Raw genomic sequence first — 16,539 nt, 5'->3', positions numbered from 1 at the left:
CGTCCCCCCATGAGCAGCCTTGCCCCCCTGAGTCACCTGATCACCCGTTTCCAGGAGCAGACGCCGATCCGCGCCAGCTCCCTGATCATCACCCTCTATGGCGATGCCATCGAACCCCATGGCGGCACGGTCTGGCTGGGCAGCCTGATCAACCTGCTGGAGCCGATGGGCATCAATGAACGGCTGATCCGCACCTCGATCTTCCGCCTGACCAAGGAAGGCTGGCTGACCGCCGAGAAGGTCGGCCGACGCAGCTACTACAGCCTGACCGGCACCGGTCGGCGGCGTTTCGAGAAAGCCTTCAAGCGCGTCTACAGCGCCAGCCTGCCGGCCTGGAATGGCGCCTGGACCCTGGTGCTGCTGGCGCAGCTCGACGCTGGCAAGCGCAAGGCCGTGCGCGAAGAGCTGGAATGGCAGGGCTTCGGCGCCATGGGCGCGAACCTGCTGGGCTGCCCGCGCACCGACCGCGCCGACCTCGCCGCGACCCTGCGCGAGCAGGACGCCGAGGACGACTGCATCGTCTTCGAGACTCACGCCCAGGAAGTGTTGGCCTCCAAGGCCCTGCGCGCCCAGGTGCGGGAAAGCTGGAATATCGAAGAACTGGGCCAGCACTACAGCGAGTTCATCCGCCTGTTCCGCCCGCTGTGGCAGTCCATGAAGGACCTCGAAGCGCCGAGCCCGCAGGACTGCTTCCTGGCGCGCACGTTGCTGATTCACGAATACCGCCGCCTGTTGTTGCGTGATCCGCAACTGCCGGACGAGTTGTTGCCGGGGGATTGGGAAGGGCGCGCGGCGCGCCAGCTGTGCCGCAACCTGTACCGGCTGGTGCAGGGCAGGGCGGAGGAGTACCTGGCCAGTGCGCTGGAGACGGCGGATGGGCCGTTGCCGGATGCCAACGAGAGTTACTATCGGCGGTTTGGCGGGCTTGGCTGAGATTGGTATAGCAGAGACCTGTAGGAGCGGCTTTAGCCGCGAACACCGGCAAAGCCGGTGCCACCCACCGCGTCGCTTGCTTCGCGGCTAAAGCCGCTCCTACAGGGTGCGCGCCAGCCGCGCAATCATGGCTCTCTGCGCGACAGCGCAGGGCCAATAGTCGGGTGTTTTTCTTCAGATCACAAAGAACCCGTGGGTCCCATCCCGCCCCAACTGGTCCACCAACCCGAACTCCCAATCCAGATACCCCTGCATCGCCTCCCGTGGATTGTCGGTGCCCTCGTAGGGGCGACGATAGCGATCGATACGTGGCGCGCCCAGGCGCTGCTCGCCTTGCTCGGTCGCCAGCCCTTCGGCATTCCAGGCGCTGTTGCCGCCTTCAAGCACGAACACCGGCTTGCCGCTCAGGGCCGCCACCTCCGGTGCGGCATAGCGCGCCAGTTGGCTCGAGCCACAAGTCAGGACTAAGCGTCGAGCTCCGGACAGTGACGCCAGCACCTCCTTCAGCTGGCTGCGAAGCGCCCACACCGCGCCAGGAATATGCTGGCTGACATGGTTGGCGCTGGTGGTGAAGTCCAGCACCTGGGTACCGGGCTCCGATAGCCAGTCGGCGAGGCGGGCGGGGCTGATGGTCTCGGCCTGGGGCGGCGCCGGCACGGGCGCGACCCAGGCACCGGTTTGCGTGAAGTCGTCCGAGGACAACCCATCGAGTACCGCCACCTCCCAGCCCATCTGGGCCAGCCACGACGCGCTCATGTTGGCGCGCACGCCGTCGTCGTCCACCAGCACCAGACGCGCGCCGCGCACACTGGCGACATGGTCGGTCTCCTGCACCAGCTGGCCACCGGGCGAGGAGCGGGCGCCGGGCAGGTGACCCAGGGCAAACTCCTCGGGCGTGCGCACATCGAACAGGTAGGTGGTGCGCCGCGCTTCGGCTTGCCATTGGCGCAGGCCTGCCAGATCGATGCGTGCCACACCGGCGCGGTTGGCCACCTGGCGGGCGCGTTGCGCGGCGCTGTCGCGGGTGGCGGCGGTCACGGCGCGGAAACGGCGCGACTGGCCTTGCTCCAGCGTCTGCCCGGCGAGGGTCCAGCCGATGGTGCCGTTGCGCAGGGCCGCCACTGGGTTGGGGACGCCGGCATTGACCAGCGACTGGGTGCCGATGATGCTGCGGGTGCGCCCGGCGCAGTTGACGATCACCCGGGTGGCCGGATCGGGGGCCAGCTCCGCCACGCGCAGCACCAGTTCGGCGCCGGGCACGCTGATGCCGCCGGGGATGCTCATGGTCTGGTATTCGTCGAAGCGGCGGGCATCCAGCACTACCACATCGGCGTTGGCGTCAAGCAGCGCCTTGACCTCTTCGGCAGCCAACGAGGGCGTATGGCGCTCGGCCTCGACCAGTTCGCCGAAGGCCTTGCTCGGCACGTTGACATCGCGGAATAACTCGCCACCCGCTTCGCGCCAACCGGCCAGGCCGCCTTCGAGCAGCGCCACGTCGGTGTAGCCGAGGGCGAGCAGGCGCTGCGCGGCGGTCGACGCCAGGCCTTCGCCGTCGTCGTAGACGGTGATGGGCGTGTCACGGTGTGGCACTCGGGCGTAGATCTCCATCTCCAGGCGCGACAGCGGCACATTGGCGGCGAACAGCGGATGGGCCTGGGCGAAAGGGTCTTCCTCGCGGACATCGAGCAAGGCCAGTTCCTGGCCGGCAAGGAGGGCGGTGCGGATGGCGGGATAGGTGCGACGGGTGGCCTGGCTCATGCGCGGTTCTCTTTCGACAGATCCCAGAGGTTGGGCAGGTGGTTGTTGGAATAGCCGGAAATGAAGGGCCTCTCTGCGCCCTCGGCGCTGTACACCGCACGGCGCACCGCGCCGATATTGGCGCCATAGACATGGATGCTGATGGAGGTGCAGTCGGCATGGGCGTTGCGCACCTGGTGCAGGTCGCCGATGCGCGGCGACACCGCGATCACCTGACCGGGTTCCAGCCGTTCGGCCGGTCCCTCCAGTTGCAGGGCGCCGCCTGACAGGGCATAGCCCTGGCTGATCTCGCTGCCGCGCAGCATGCCGATCAGGCCCCAGGTGCGATGATCATGCACGGGCGTTTCCTGGCCCGGCCCCCAGACGAAACTGACGATGGAAAACCGCTGACTGGAGTCGGCGTGCAGCAGGTACTGCTGGTAGCGCTCCGGGCTGGGCCGGGCGTAATCGTCCGGCAGCCAGTCGTCGACACTCACCAGGTCGCGCAGCAGCCGAGCACCGTGATCGAGCAGGTGTGGCTCGTCCGGCGCCTGGGCAAGGAGGGCGGCCAGCTCGCCGATGAAACCGCGTAGCCGTCCGAGGTTGAGTGATTGAGACATGTCGTTCCTCGATGTCCGTCAAGTGAGGCAGCGCCTCGCACTGCCGTGGCAAGGGGAAAGGTATTATTCTTCTTGTGTATTTATCCAGATATTTATTATGCGAATTAAGAATGAATATAGATGATGTTGATGCACGCGTGACCGTCGTCAACGGGCAAGCAGTCGGCGAACGCTCACTTTGTGGCTTGGGCGCAATGACCATCAGTGCGGATTGGAGGAGAGACTCAGATGGTCTCAACCTGTCGGGTGGGCTGGATGAATGGGGCGGGCAGGTGGTGCTGGGGTTGCAGCGGGTGGGGATATTCCGGTGTGAGTATGAGGGGGTTACTTTGCGGGCGAATCTGGGGTTGAGGTAGGCGCCGAACCTGCATGTTCATGGCTGAGGATTGCTGGGGCGCATTGCGCCCCTTTCGCGGCACAAGGCCGCTCCTACAGGCGATCGCGTGCCTGTGTAGGAGTGGCCTTGCCGAGGCGTCGGACCGGTCGGAAAGGGCTGCACAGCAGCCCCCGGGTTTCAACCCCGCTGATCGAAGAAATGCCCCATCAGCTGCAACAACGGCCGCCGCCGGTTCTTCACCGCGAACTCCCACTCATGGGTCTGCGACGGTGCATGGCCGACCTCATGTTCGCTCAGCAGCTTCTGCACCTGGGCCAACCGGTACCACGGCACCGAGGGGAAGGCGTGGTGGACGATGTGCAGGTTGAAATTGAGGATCACATAGCGCGACCACAGCGGCAGGTCCTTGCAGTCGTGGGATACCCCGTCCTGCTCCCAGAACTGCAGGCGGTCGGCGTCCCTCGGCAGCAACGGCGCCTCGGCATGGTGGGGCAGGTTGAGCAGCTCGACCATGAAGAACAGGAATACCCAGGTGATCCCGTAGAACAGCACCAGGTCCAGCAGGTGCCCAAGGCTCCAGGCCAGCACGGCCGCCGCCAGGTAACAGGCCAGGTACAGGCGGGCGAAGCGGATCTCCTTGAGAATCCTCGGCGAACTGTCGCCCTTGGCCCGGGCAATGAACGGCGCGCGCCAGTTGAGCAGGAAATGGTTGGCGGCGATCATCGGGATCCAGTGCTTCCAGACGAACTCCAGGGTGCGCTCCTGTTTTTTCGTCATCACCGAGAAGCGCTCGATCATGCCGCGGTTCTCCGGGTCGTTCACCGGGTGCGCGGTCCAGGTGTGGTGGGCCATGTGGAAGCGCCGACGGACCAGGAACGGCAAGGCGATCAGCCAGCCGTCGCAGTGGCCGATGAAGTCGTTGAGCCGGCGGTTGGCCGAGGCGGCGCCGTGGGTCGCCTCGTGCATGATCAGGTAGAGCTGCACGGTAGCCAGGCCGGCCAGCGCCAGCCCCAGCAACTGCAAGGCGGTGGAGTCGGCGAGCCACAGGTTCCAGGCCACCGCCAACAACAGCAGGTCGGCGACCCAGAGCATCACGGTCCAGGGTTCCCGGGCGCCGTCGGGGATCTGTTTTCTTACACTAAGCCATTGGTCCTTGGTCACTTGCAAAAACTCCGATCGGTTAGCTGGCGGCCCGGGAAGCCGGGGCTGCGGGAATGCTGCAGAGGTTGTTGGCCAGGTGCGCGTAGGCCAGGTCGAAACGGGCGATGTCGTCGTCGAAGCCATGGCTGCGCGGGGCCACGGCGAAGTCCTGGAACACCAGCTGGAGGCAGTCGTAGCGGCTGCCGTTCTCCAGGTGCCAGGCCGGCAGGTAGGCGGTGATGGCAAAGCCCAGGCGACGCAGGCTGGCCAGCAGCTCCAGCTTGTCGGCCAGGATCAGCAGGCTGACGTACTCGGCCTGTGCATGCTGGCGCAGCAGCGCGCCCAGCTCCGCCAGCACGGCCTGGGTCGACGGGTAACGGCCGCACTGGCCCGACAGCATCAGCGCGCCGGCCTGGGGATCGTGGGTGTAGCTGAGCTGGCCATGACGTTCGGCGCCGGTGGGGCCGCTGAGGAAGGTGTCCGGGTAGTTGCCGGGGGTGACGGCGAGCTGCAGGGCAGGGTAGAGCAGGCGGCGAACGAACTCGGCGGCGCGGGTGGTCACGTACCAGGGCGCGATATGCACAAAGCCGGCCTGGGGCACCGGGTGGATGGCGGTCAGGTGATACTCGCGCAGGCCGTCGACCTTGTCCGGGCCGCCGTCGTGCCCCACGAGCACTGCGGGACGGATCTTCTTCATCACGCCATGGCTGGCAATGTTGCGGGTGATGTAGAAGCCCAGCTCCAAGGGCTCGGGCCGGTGAGTCTCAAAGCCCAGGCGCACCAGGCTGGAGATGGCGCCGGTCCTGCGCGCATCGGGGTGGATCACCCCGTGGCAGACTTCCCACGAGCGGTTCCAGGGGCGCCGGGCGATGCAGCAGCATCCGAGCAGTTGGCCCTGGGCCTCGGCGACGAACCACTGCTGTTGCCCGCTGCCCATCGAGTGGCGGATATAGTCCGGGCTCTGGCAAGGGTGGGTGGTCTGCCCATAGACCTGCTGGAACAGCGCGGCGAGGGCTTCGATATCGTCGGGTTTTGCTGGGCGATAACGCAGTGATTCGGTTTCCGGCAACGGCGCAACGGCCGTTTGCGGCGAACGGGTCGCAGTCATGACGCACCTTTTGTCTTTATTGAAGGCGAACGAAGGCAGTGACCGCCCAGGGCAGGTCACGGGCACGTGGCGGGGCTGGGGTCAGTGACGGGGATGTCGTCGCAGGTCGGCGCGGCGGGGTGAAGGGTGTGAAGGGTGAGGCGAGCGTGCGTCATCCGTGAGCATGGCCATCATACGACTCCTGTACATGGCGGGTTCTTGTCCAAGGCCAGCGCAAATCCTTGGCGCTGGCAGGAAACGGACTATAGAGCCACGCAGGGGGCCGTCAAACGGGCATCGGCAGGAAGCGGCAACGCGCTGCGTAGGCAAGGTGCCGAGGCGGCGGGCAGGCCCGCCCCCTGTTTTTCGGCACGCCAGGTCCTGGAGCAGTGCGCTGTAGGAAAAGGCTTACATGTAAATGGTTGTAATGACGACCAGGCGTTCAGATATCGCTGTCCTTGAGGCGGGCAAGGCCGCTGTCGCGTGCGGGTCTGGCATGGCCCGGCAGCGGCTCAGGCCGGGGTTGCCCTGCCGTGCTGTAGACCCGGGTACGACTGCCCAGACCCTCCACCAGGGGCGCCTGCAGCGGGTTTCGGGTGACGGGTTTGTCACGGACCTTGAGGTCGGCGATCACCTCGTCGAGCAGCGCGTCGATCTGCGTGCTGTCCTGGTGGTGGGCGGTGGTGATCAAATGCGCGGTGTCGCCCGAGGTGGCCAGGCAATGGCGTTTCCACACGCTGGCCGAGGGGCAGGGGAACACCACGGTGATTGAGTTGGGGTTGCGCCAGGCCTCGATGCCGGCCGCCCGCAGCCGGTCCACCGCATGCTGGGCCAGGTCCAGGCAGCGCTGGATGCGTGCGCGCCAATCCTCCAGCGACCGGCTGCACAGGGCGGCCCACATCATCAGTGGCGTGTGGCCGTTGCGCGAGCCGCTGATGGTCTGGTCGCGGGCGCTGATGTAGTCGATTTCCACCGAGATGCGCTCGACGTTGCCGCGCCGGGCCACGACGATGCCGCAGGGCATCGGCGAGCCGATCATCTTGTGCCCGGAGACGCAGATCGAGTCGATGCCGTCGGCAAACGAGTAGGGCTCGGGGGCGTCGACGAAGGGCAGGATCATGCCGCTCAGGGCCGCATCGGCATGCAGGTAGTAGTCCTCGCGGCGGATGCCGGCCTGGGCGAGGCGCTGCTGAATGGTGGCGATGTTGTCGGTGGCGCCGCGCAGGGTGGTGCCGATATTGGCGAAGATGATCGGGTGGCGTTCGCCGTCGGCCGCGATCCGCGCGACCAGGTCGTCGTAGTCCATCTCGCCGTTGGCCTGGGATTCCACCACCTGGGCCTTGATGCGCAGCAGGCGGACGATCTTGGCCACCGAGTAGTGGGTGTCCTTGGAGTAGTAGAGGGTGGCGTCGGGAAACAGCTCGCGGGCCAGGTAGCAGCCGAACATGTTGCCTTCGGTGCCGCCGTTGGTGACGTAGCCCCAGCTGTCCTCGAACGGGATGTGGAACAGCTCGGCGAAGAAGCACATCACCTCGCGCTCGAAGTCGAAGGAGTTGAGCAGGTAGTTGCTGGGCTCGTTCCAGTCGCCGCAGTTGTTGATGGAAAAGCGCATGAAGCGGTGCAGCAGGCTGTAGTCGAAGTCGGCCGACTCGGGGTAGCCGACGTTGAAGTACTGGTGGGTGAGGCAGTACTGCCAGAAGGCCTCGAGACGCTTGTGGTTGGCGGGTGAGAATGTCATGTCCAGCTCCATGGTGCGCGCTCGGCCGGCCAGGGCCGAGCGCGGTGCGGGTGAAAGTCCTTGTCAGTGCCGCATCAGGTTCAGGCGGCCAGGGTGGCGCCGCCGTCGACCACGATATCCTGCAGGGTCACGTGCCCGGCCTGCTCGGAGGCCAGGAACAGCACCACCTGGGCGATGTCGTCGGGCGTTGCGATCTTGCCCAGTGGCACGCCGAGCTTGAACTGTTCAGGCAGGCCGTCGACCAGCTGGCGTTCGCCCGCCGGGTCGCCGAGCATGCCGGCGAGCATCGGTGTGCGCGTCGAGCCCGGCGACACCACGTTGCAGCGTACGCCATAGGGCGCCAGCTCCAGGCCCACGCAATGGCTGAGGCTGACCAGCGCGGCCTTGGAGGCGCAGTAGGCGGCCATGTTCAGGCGCGGCACGTGGGCGGCGTTGGAGGCGACGTTGACGATGGCGCCGCGGCGCTGGCGGCGGAACACCGGGGTCCACTGGCGCATCAGGTAGAACGGCGCGCTCACGTTGACATCCAGGCAGCGCTGCCAGTCCTCGCAGGACACTTCGTCGCTGCGCCCCAGGCGCAGCACGCCGGCGACATTGACCAGCACGTCGAGGTACTGCGCCTGCTCCTTGAGGCGGTCGCAGACCCGCTGTACGTCGGCCGGGTCGGTCAGGTCGACATGCAGCAGCGGGAAGGGCACGTCGGCCTCCTCGCAGTCCAGGCCGATGACCTCGGCGCCCTCCTCGAGAAACTGCTGTGCCACGCAGCGGCCGATGCCGCTGGCTGCGCCTGTGACCAGCACGCGCCGACCGGTGAAACGGGCCATGGCCATCAGGCGGCCCCCCGCGCTTGCACCAGCGACCACCAGCCGTCCAGGGTCGGCGCGTTGGCCAGCTCCTCGAAGCTGACGGCGATGCCACGCTGCTTGAGTTCGGCGGCCAGCTTCATCACCTGCAGCGAGTCCAGCCCGTAGAAGATCAGGCTTTCCTGTGGGTCGAGGTCGCTGTCGTCCTCGATCATCTGGCGCACTCGGCCATGCAGCCAGTCGCGGGTGGTCTCGCCCGCGGGTTGGGTCAGCAGGGCGGCGGTGTCGGTGACATGGCCGCAGCGGGTGGCCACGTACTTCAGGGCCAGGCGGTGCTCCTCCTCGGAGAAGTCGGCCACCGCGTCACCCACCAGGAACGCCTGGATATCGTTCATGAAGGCGTCGGCGGCGGTGATCATGCAGCCGATATGGGCGTACACGCCGCCGATCAGCAACTGGTCGCGCTGCCAGCCGCGCATGCGCTCGAGCAGGTCGGAGCGCTGGAAGGCGCTGTAGCGCCACTTGGTCAGCACCGTGTCGCCCGGCTGCGGCGCCAGGGCATCGATGATCGGTTGCTGTTCGGGGCTGGCCGCCGGCAGGCCCGGGCCCCACATGGCGTTGAGCAGAGCGCGGTCCTCGGGCGGCTGTTCATGGGGCTGGGCGGTGTAGACCACCGGGATGTCCTGCTCGCGGGCCCACTGGATCAACCGCGACAGGTTGTCCACCAGGGCAGTGAGCAGGGCGCCGTCGGGCTGGTAGAAGCGCAGGAAGTAGCGCTGCATGTCGTGGATCAGCAGCACGGCGCGGGCCGGGTCGGGCTGCCACTGGGTCTTGTTGGCCGGGTAGCTGGCCCGCTGTGGCATGGCATAGTCGTGGATGGTTGGAATGGTCATGTTGGGTCCTTGGACGGTCAGGCGCTCGGGGCGACGGCGAGCAGCGCGCGCAGTTGCTTCTTGTCGATCTTGCCCACCGCGGTCAGCGGCATGGCGTCGATCAGCCGGATCCGGTCCGGGAGCTTGTATTCGGCGATGCCCAGGCCCATCAGGTGGCGGCGCAGGGCGATCGGCTTGAGCTGCGGGTTGCGCGAGACGATGAAGGCGCAGCTCTTTTCGCCGAGCAGGTCGTCGGGCAGCGCCACGAGGGCGGCGTGGGTCACGTCCGGGTGCATGACGATCAGGTTCTCGATCTCTTCCGAGGCGACCTTCTCGCCGCCGCGGTTGATCTGGTCCTTGACCCGCCCGACCACCCGCAGGTTGCCGTCGGCGCTGCGCTGGACGATGTCGCCGGAGTGGTAGAAGCCGTCCAGGTCGAACACTTGGGCGTTGTGCTCGGGACTGTTGTAGTAGCCGCAGAAGGTGTAGGGGCCACGGGTGGCGAGCATGCCTGGCTCGCCGTCGGCGACTGGCTGGCCCTGCTCATCAAGGATGCGCACTTCGTCCAGCTCGCTGATCGGCCGGCCCTGGGTGGTGAACACCTGCTCGTCGCTGTCGTCCAGGCGGGTGTAGTTGACCAGGCCCTCGGCCATGCCGAACACCTGTTGCAGGCGGCAGCCCAATACCTCGGGGACCTGGCGGGCCAGGGCCTCGGCGAAGCTGGCGCCGCCGACCTGCAGCAGGCGCAGGCTGCGCAGCTTGGCCGCGTGCCCGGGCGCGGCCTGCAGCCACAGGGCCACGGCGCTGGGCACCAGGGCGACCATGGTCACGGCATGGCGCTCGATCAGGGCGAAGCAGTTGAGCGGCTCCGGATTGGCCGCCATGACGATGCAGCCACCGGCATGCAGCACGCCCAGTCCACCGGGGGAGCTGAGGGTGTAGTTGTGCGCGGCGGGCAGGGCGCAGAGAAAGCGCGTGGCGCTGTCCAGGGCGCAGATCTGCGCGCTGGCCCGCACGCTGTAGGCGTAGTCGTTGTGGGTACGCGGGATCAGCTTGGGGGTGCCGGTGCTGCCGCCGGACAGCTGGAACAGCGCCACCTCACCGGCGGGGCTGGGCGCGTAGTGGGTGCCGCGCACATCGGCGCTGGCGCTCCATTCGTCGAGGGCATCGAGCATCAGTGTCAGCTTCGGACGCAGGCCTTCCTTGGCCAAATCCTCGAGGAACGCGTCGTTGCGGAACACCTCATGCTCGGCCGAGGCGATCAGCAGGGCGGGGTGGATCTGCCGGGCGAAGGCGCCCAGCTCGTGCTGGCGGTGGCTGTAGAGCGCGTTGACCGGGGCGATGCCGGCCTTGAACAGGGCAAACAGCACGATGTAGAACTCGGCGACGTTGGGCAACTGCACCAGTGCCGTGTCGCCCTGGCCCAGGCCGTGGGCGGCCAGACGCGAGGCCAGGTTGGAAGCGCGCCGGTCCAGTTCGCCGTAGCTGATGCAGCGTTCGCCGCAGAGGATCGCCGGGGCCTGTGGCTGCGCGGCGGCGCGCTCGATCAACAGTTGGCTGAGCGGCTGGTCGTTCCAGTAGCCGGCGGCGCGATAGCGCTGCGCCCGGTCTGCGGGCCAGGGAGTGAATTCGATGGTCATGGGCATCTCGGAAAGCGGGTTTAAGGTCAATGGTCCAGGCCGCAGGCGCGCAGCATGGTGCCGAGCTTGGTCTGCACTTCGTTCCATTCGGTGTCGGGGCTGGAGGCCTCGACGATGCCGGCGCCGGCGAACAGGCGCACGCGCTGGCCGCTGAAGGTGCCGCAGCGGATGGTCACCACCCACTCACCATTGCCCTGGGCGTCGCACCAACCAACCATGCCGGTGAACAGGCCGCGCTCGAAGGGTTCGACGAAGCGGATCAGCTGGCGTGCCCGCTCGGTGGGGTAGCCGCACACGGCGGGAGTCGGGTGCAGGCGGCAGGCCAGTTGCAGGGCGTCGATATCGGCCGTGGCCAGTTCGCCCTCGATGCGGGTGGACAGGTGCCACAGCGCGGCGGTGCTGATCAGCGACGGCCGCTCGGGGACCTGCAGGCGGCTGCACAGTTCGCCGACGCGCTGGGCGATGTCCTCGGTGACCAGGCGGTGCTCGTAGTGGTCCTTCTCCGACGCTGCCAGCCATTGCGCATTGGCGCGGTCTGCCTCGGGGTCGGCCATGCGCCGCACCGAGCCCGCCAGCGGATTGCTGACGAACGCCGTGCCTTGCTTGTGCACCAGCAGCTCGGGGCTTACCCCCAGCAGGGTGGCGCCATCGGCCAGGGGCACGCGGAAGTGGTAGCCCTCGCGGTTCAGCGCCTTGAGGTTGGCCTGCACCTGTGCCGGGTCCACGGGCGCGGCGAAGTGCAGTTCACGCTGCACCGAGAGCACGGCTTTGCGCACATCGCTGTGCTGGAAGTTGACGATGGCATGGCGCACGGCGCGCTTGAAGCCGTGTTCGTCGGGGATGTTGGCCTGGCTGAGCAACGCCGGCAGCGCGCCGGCCTGGGCGGGCGCCGCGGTGCGTTGCTGCCAGGTATAGGCCTGGGGAACGTACAGGCTGCAAGCCTGGGTGGTGTCGAAGGGGATGGCGCCGACCACGATCGGGTTTTCCTGCCCGGCCTGGCGGGCGCGTTCGAAGGCCTGGTCGATGCTGCGCCGCAGTGCGCCGCCGGCCAGGTGGCTGCCGTTGGCCGGGGTGTCGATCCGCTCGCGCAGGCCGCTGACGCTCAGCTCGCGGTCGCCGGATGTGAATGAAAAGCTCGAGTCCTCTTGGCTGAGCGGCACGGTGTCCCTGTCTTGCAAACGCAGGGTGCCTGTCTTCATGGGTAGCCTCCTTGGCCGATGGGTGAGAAAGAAAAGCTTGAAATATAATCATTCTCGTTCGTAAATATGAGGACGCGAAACACATGGATTTGTCAACCACGCGGGTAAGCGATGAGAGAGTTAACTTCGATGCAGGCCGCCTGTTGGATCGGGCGGGATGCACATGCGGCACTGGGTGGCGTCAGCGCTCACCTGTATGCCGAGTTCGATGGCCAGGCCATCGATGTGACGCGCCTTGAGGGCGCACTTGAGGGGCTGTACCGGGCGCATCCGATGCTCAGGTTGCGCATCGACGGGCAGGGGCGGCAGAGCATCGACGAGACGCTGCGCGCCCATCTGGAGCTGGAGGATTTCAGCGATCTGGACGGGCCCGCCGTGGCGCGGCGCCTGCTGGATAAACGTCACCAGTGGAGCCACCAGCGCCTGGACCTGGGCGCTGGCCAGGGTGCGCGCTTCGGCCTGAGCCTGTTGCCGGGCAATGCCAGCCGGCTGCACGTGGACACCGACATGATCGCGGTGGACCCGTCGAGCTTCCGGGTGCTGATGGAAGACCTGGCCCGGCTGTACGACACCCTTGAAACCATACTGCCGACCACGCCGAGCTACTTCGACTGGCTGGACCTGGTGCGTGCCGATGCCGGCCTGCGCGACGCTCGCAGCCGCGACCGGGCCTGGTGGCGGGCACGCCTTGCGCAGATCGCCCCGGCGCCCACGTTGCCCTTGCTTGCCCCAGGCCCCGCGCGCAGCGAACGCTTTTCCGCCCGGCTCGAACCTGAGCAGTACCGCGCCTTGCAGCAAGCGGCGCGGGCGCAGCGGATCACCTCGTCGGCATTGCTGCTCGGGCTGTTCGCCACCGCCCTGGGCGAGCACACCGAGGACCGTCGCCTGCGCCTGAACGTCCCGGTGTTCTGGCGCGAGCCGGTGCTGGAGCCGGTGCAACGGATCGTCGGCGAGTTCGCCAACCTGGTGCTGGTCGATGTCGACTTCACCGGCGTCGCCAGCCTTGCCGCGCTGTGCCAGGACCTGCACCGGCAATTGGTCGAGCGCCTGGCGCACAGCGCCTATCCAGGCGTGGACCTGATGCGCGACTTGTCGCGCCATCACGGCACGCCGCAACTGGCGCCGGTGGTGTTCACCGCAGGGCTGGATCTGCCCGGTGGCGAGCTGTTCTCCGAGCGCGTGGGCCGGGTGTTCGGGCCGATGGACTGGGTGATCTCCCAGGGGCCGCAGGTGGCGCTGGACGCGCAAGTGGCCCGGGTCGATGGCGGCCTGCTGCTCAACTGGGATGTGCGCCTGGACGCACTGCCGGCGGATTGGGTCCAGGCACTGTTCGAGCGCTTCATTGTCCTGGCCGTCGCGGTGGCTGCCGACACGGACGCGCTGCACCAGCCTTTGACGATCGCGGCCAGCCGGGATCGCCCCTTGAATGCCCTGCAGCAGGCCTACCTGCTGGGGCGTGGCGAACACCTGCCGCTGGGCGGCGTGGCCATGCAGGAGTTCCGTGAGTACCGCGGGCGCATGGACCTGGCACTGCTGCGCAGCCGCCTCTCGGACATGGTGCGCCGTCACGACGGCCTGCGCACCCGCATCGACGCCCAGGCACTGACCCAGTCGTTGAGCGACCAGGTGCAGGTCAACCTGGAGGTGATCGACCTGCACACCTTGACGGCCGAGCAGGCCCAGGCGCAGCTCGAGGTCCGTCGCGAGACCTATGCCCACGCGCTGTTCGACCTGGCCGGGCCGCCCTGGAATGTCACCGCCTTCCAGTTGCCGCAGGGTGAGTTGGTGGTGTTCGTGCGCTTCGATGCGCTGATCCTCGATGGACGCTCCATCGCCACCTTGATGATCGAGCTGTTCGACGGGCATTGCCAGCCGCTGACCACCAGCGAGCCGACGGCGGCCGTCGTCGACCTGAGCGAGGTGCGCAAGGCCGATGCCGAGTATTGGAAGTCAAAGCTGGCCGAGGTCGATGGCGCGCCACGGCTGCCGTGGCGCTGCGCCCTGGACAAGGTCGGCGTGGCCCGATACGCACGCCAGCGCCAGGTGATCCCGGCCCCGGTGTTCAAGGCGTTGAGCCGCGCCGGTGCGCGCGAGGGGCTGTTCAAGAACTCGACGATCATGGCCGTGGTACTGGAAGTGCTCGGCCACTGGCTCGACGAGGGCAGCCTGTGCGTGGCGGTGCCGGTGGCACCGCCACAGGACGGCGCGTTCGCCAACCGTTCCAGCTTCATCGCCCTCGACTGGCAACACCGCCTGCCCACGCTCGCCGAGCGCGCCAAGCGCCTGCAGGCCGATGTACTGGAGGGGCTACAGCACCTGGCGTTTTCCGGCGTGAACCTGGCCCGCCTGCTGTACGACAGCAACGGCCCGGGCCCGGCACTGCCGGTGGTGCTGACCAATGGCCTGTCCTGGCCGGTAGGCGCGGTCGATGGTCCGATGACCTTGAGCGCGGGCCTGACCCAGACACCCCAGGTGGCCATGGACATCCGCTTCTGCAACACCGCCGAGGGAGGCCTGGCGTTCGAGATCGACTATGCCCGCGAAGCAGTCGATGGCCGATGGGTCGGGCAGTTGCTCGCAGCCTTTGGCCAGGCGGTGGCGCAACTGGCCGGGCAGGGCATGTTCGAAGTCCAGGCACGGCAGTTCATCGACCTTGGCCACTACCGCCTGAACAGCAGCGAGGCGCAGGCCGAACCTGTCGACTTCCTCGGGCGTATCGCCCACAACCTGTTCGGCCCGGACAATGAACGCATCGCCTTGCTGCACGGCGAGCGGCGGATCAACTATGCCGAACTGGGCGAAGGCGTCGCCCGCATCGCCCAGGCTTTCAAGGCCCGGGGCCTGCGCCCTGGCCAGGTGGTCGCGATCTGCCTGCCGCGCGGCCCCGAGCACAGCATGACGACCCTGGCCTGCGCCCTGAGCGGGCTGGCCTGGGTGCCGATCGACGCGGCGGCGCCCGAAGAGCGCCTGCGCTACCTGCTGGACAACTGCCAGCCGGCGCTGGTGGTCGACAGCGCCGCGCCACTGCTGGCCAGCCCGCCGGCCGCCCTGGACCTGACGGGCCTGGCGGCGTTGTCGGCCAGCACCGCGCCGGCCTACTACCTCTATACCTCCGGCACCACCGGCAAGCCCAAGTGCGTGGTGCTGAACAACCGCGCCACGGCCAATGTCATCGGCAGCACCCTGGCGCAGTGGCAGGTCAGCCGCGACGATGTGTTTATCTCGGTGACCCCGCTGCACCACGACATGTCGGTGTTCGACGTGTTCGGCAGCCTCTGCGCCGGGGCGGCGCTGGTGCTGCCCGAGCCCGGCGAGGAAAAGGACGCGCTGCGCTGGAACCAGCTGGTCAGGCAGCACGGCGTGAGTCTGTGGTGCTCGGTGCCGGCCATTCTCGAAATGCTCCTGGCCTGCCGCCAGGGCGATGGCTTGCGCAGCCTGCGCCTGCTGGCCCAGGGCGGCGACTACATCAAGCCGGCGGTGATCGCCGAGCTGCGCGAGCAGTTGCCGGCGGCGCGGCTGGTGTCCCTGGGCGGGCCGACCGAGACCACCATCTGGAGCATCTGGCACGAGATCGGCGACCAGGACCGTGCCAGGGTGCCCTATGGCCGCCCTCTGCCGGGCAACCGCTACTGGCTGCTGGACGAGCACGGCGAGCATTGCCCGCAGGGCGTCGCCGGGCGTATCCACACCAGTGGCGTGGGCCTGGCCCTGGGCTACCTGCAAGAGGGTGAGCTGGTGCAGAACGACTTCGTCAGCGTGCTCGACGAGCACGGTGCGCCAGTGCGGGCTTTCCGCACCGGCGACCGTGGCCGCTACCGCGAGGACGGCGTGCTGCTGTTCGACAGCCGGGTCAATGGCTATGTGAAGGTGCGCGGCGTGCGCGTGTCGCTGCCGGACATCGAGATCGAGCTGATCCGCCATCCGGCGGTGCAGCAGGTGCTGGTGGTGGACTATGGCGACACGCAACAGGGCGAGGCCTGCATCGGCGCGCTCTATGTGCGGCGTAATGGCGCGCCACCCGGCGTCGTGGCGCTACGCGAGCATGCCCGGGCGTTGCTGGCGCAGTCCCACGTGCCCACGCGCTTCGTCGAGGTGGCCGAGTTGCCGTTGACGGCCAACGGCAAGCCGGACCGCCGCCGCGCCCGCACGTTGCTGGAAGGCGAAATCGAGCAGGCGCCGGCAGCGACGCCCAGTGACCCGCAGCGTTGCGCCCAGGTGCTGGCGATTTATCAGCAGGTGCTCGGTGCCACGCAGCCGGCCCGGGATTTCCTCGCCATGGGCCTGCGCCCGCAGCACCTCAAGCCCCTGGCCGCACGCCTGGGCGAGGCCTTCGCGGTGCGCTTGTCGCCCGCACAGCTGCTGCCGTGCCGCACGGTCGAAGACGTCGAGCGCCTGCTCGCCGCCACGCCTGCCTGAATCAACCGCCCTGGGCC

The 16,539-nt window shown here is 67.7% G+C and carries 11 protein-coding genes; 2 read left to right on the top strand and 9 right to left on the bottom strand.

The genetic code is table 11. The features are described from left to right. Nucleotides 1-9 precede the first annotated feature (9 nt). The gene (gene paaX / locus V0R62_RS02530; protein ID WP_330102593.1) at nucleotides 10-933 is read left to right on the top strand and encodes a phenylacetic acid degradation operon negative regulatory protein PaaX; all 924 of its coding nucleotides are present in this window, start codon (nucleotides 10-12) and stop codon (nucleotides 931-933) included. A gap of 174 nt (nucleotides 934-1,107) precedes the next feature. Here paaX and V0R62_RS02525 read toward each other — a convergent pair whose 3' ends face one another. The 9 genes from V0R62_RS02525 to V0R62_RS02485 all read right to left on the bottom strand — a co-directional run bounded on the left by V0R62_RS02525 (nucleotide 1,108) and on the right by V0R62_RS02485 (nucleotide 12,106). Further along, nucleotides 1,108-2,691, bottom strand: coding sequence for a rhodanese-related sulfurtransferase (locus tag V0R62_RS02525; RefSeq protein WP_330102592.1), 1,584 nt, complete (start codon nucleotides 2,689-2,691; stop codon nucleotides 1,108-1,110). After that, nucleotides 2,688-3,290: a cysteine dioxygenase family protein gene (locus V0R62_RS02520; RefSeq protein WP_330102591.1), complete on the bottom strand. Its 603-nt coding sequence runs from the start codon at nucleotides 3,288-3,290 to the stop codon at nucleotides 2,688-2,690. The genes V0R62_RS02525 and V0R62_RS02520 overlap by 4 nt, the downstream gene beginning before the upstream one ends. A 514-nt stretch (nucleotides 3,291-3,804) precedes the next feature. After that, nucleotides 3,805-4,788 (bottom strand): fatty acid desaturase family protein, encoded by a 984-nt coding sequence (locus V0R62_RS02515; RefSeq protein ID WP_330102590.1) that lies wholly within the window; start codon nucleotides 4,786-4,788, stop codon nucleotides 3,805-3,807. A gap of 19 nt (nucleotides 4,789-4,807) precedes the next feature. Then, complete coding sequence (locus V0R62_RS02510; RefSeq protein ID WP_330102589.1) at nucleotides 4,808-5,875, bottom strand: GNAT family N-acetyltransferase; 1,068 nt, start codon at nucleotides 5,873-5,875, stop codon at nucleotides 4,808-4,810. A 421-nt stretch (nucleotides 5,876-6,296) separates the two neighbouring features. Next, nucleotides 6,297-7,592: a histidine decarboxylase gene (locus V0R62_RS02505; protein ID WP_330102588.1), complete on the bottom strand. Its 1,296-nt coding sequence runs from the start codon at nucleotides 7,590-7,592 to the stop codon at nucleotides 6,297-6,299. Between the two features lie 80 nt (nucleotides 7,593-7,672). Continuing rightward, nucleotides 7,673-8,422 carry a 2,3-dihydro-2,3-dihydroxybenzoate dehydrogenase gene (gene dhbA / locus V0R62_RS02500; protein ID WP_330102587.1) on the bottom strand — a complete coding sequence of 250 codons (750 nt, stop codon included), beginning with the start codon at nucleotides 8,420-8,422 and terminating at the stop codon, nucleotides 7,673-7,675. Continuing rightward, nucleotides 8,422-9,288, bottom strand: a complete 867-nt coding sequence (locus V0R62_RS02495; protein ID WP_330102586.1) for an isochorismatase family protein — start codon at nucleotides 9,286-9,288, stop codon at nucleotides 8,422-8,424. The genes dhbA and V0R62_RS02495 overlap by 1 nt, the downstream gene beginning before the upstream one ends. Before the next feature lie 17 nt (nucleotides 9,289-9,305). Then, the gene (locus V0R62_RS02490) at nucleotides 9,306-10,907 is read right to left on the bottom strand and encodes a (2,3-dihydroxybenzoyl)adenylate synthase (RefSeq protein ID WP_330102585.1); all 1,602 of its coding nucleotides are present in this window, start codon (nucleotides 10,905-10,907) and stop codon (nucleotides 9,306-9,308) included. Between the two features lie 26 nt (nucleotides 10,908-10,933). Then, nucleotides 10,934-12,106 (bottom strand): isochorismate synthase, encoded by a 1,173-nt coding sequence (locus V0R62_RS02485; RefSeq protein WP_330102584.1) that lies wholly within the window; start codon nucleotides 12,104-12,106, stop codon nucleotides 10,934-10,936. A 129-nt stretch (nucleotides 12,107-12,235) separates the two neighbouring features. Here V0R62_RS02485 and V0R62_RS02480 point away from each other — a divergent pair, with 129 nt between their 5' ends. Continuing rightward, complete coding sequence (locus V0R62_RS02480) at nucleotides 12,236-16,522, top strand: amino acid adenylation domain-containing protein (RefSeq protein ID WP_330102583.1); 4,287 nt, start codon at nucleotides 12,236-12,238, stop codon at nucleotides 16,520-16,522. Nucleotides 16,523-16,539 lie beyond the last annotated feature (17 nt).

The sequence above is a fragment of the Pseudomonas carassii genome (genome assembly GCF_036324045.1).
In the GTDB taxonomy this organism is placed as follows: domain Bacteria; phylum Pseudomonadota; class Gammaproteobacteria; order Pseudomonadales; family Pseudomonadaceae; genus Aquipseudomonas; species Aquipseudomonas peradeniyensis.
Note: the sequence above shows the minus strand (reverse complement) of the source record. Positions and strands in the feature narration are given on the sequence as shown.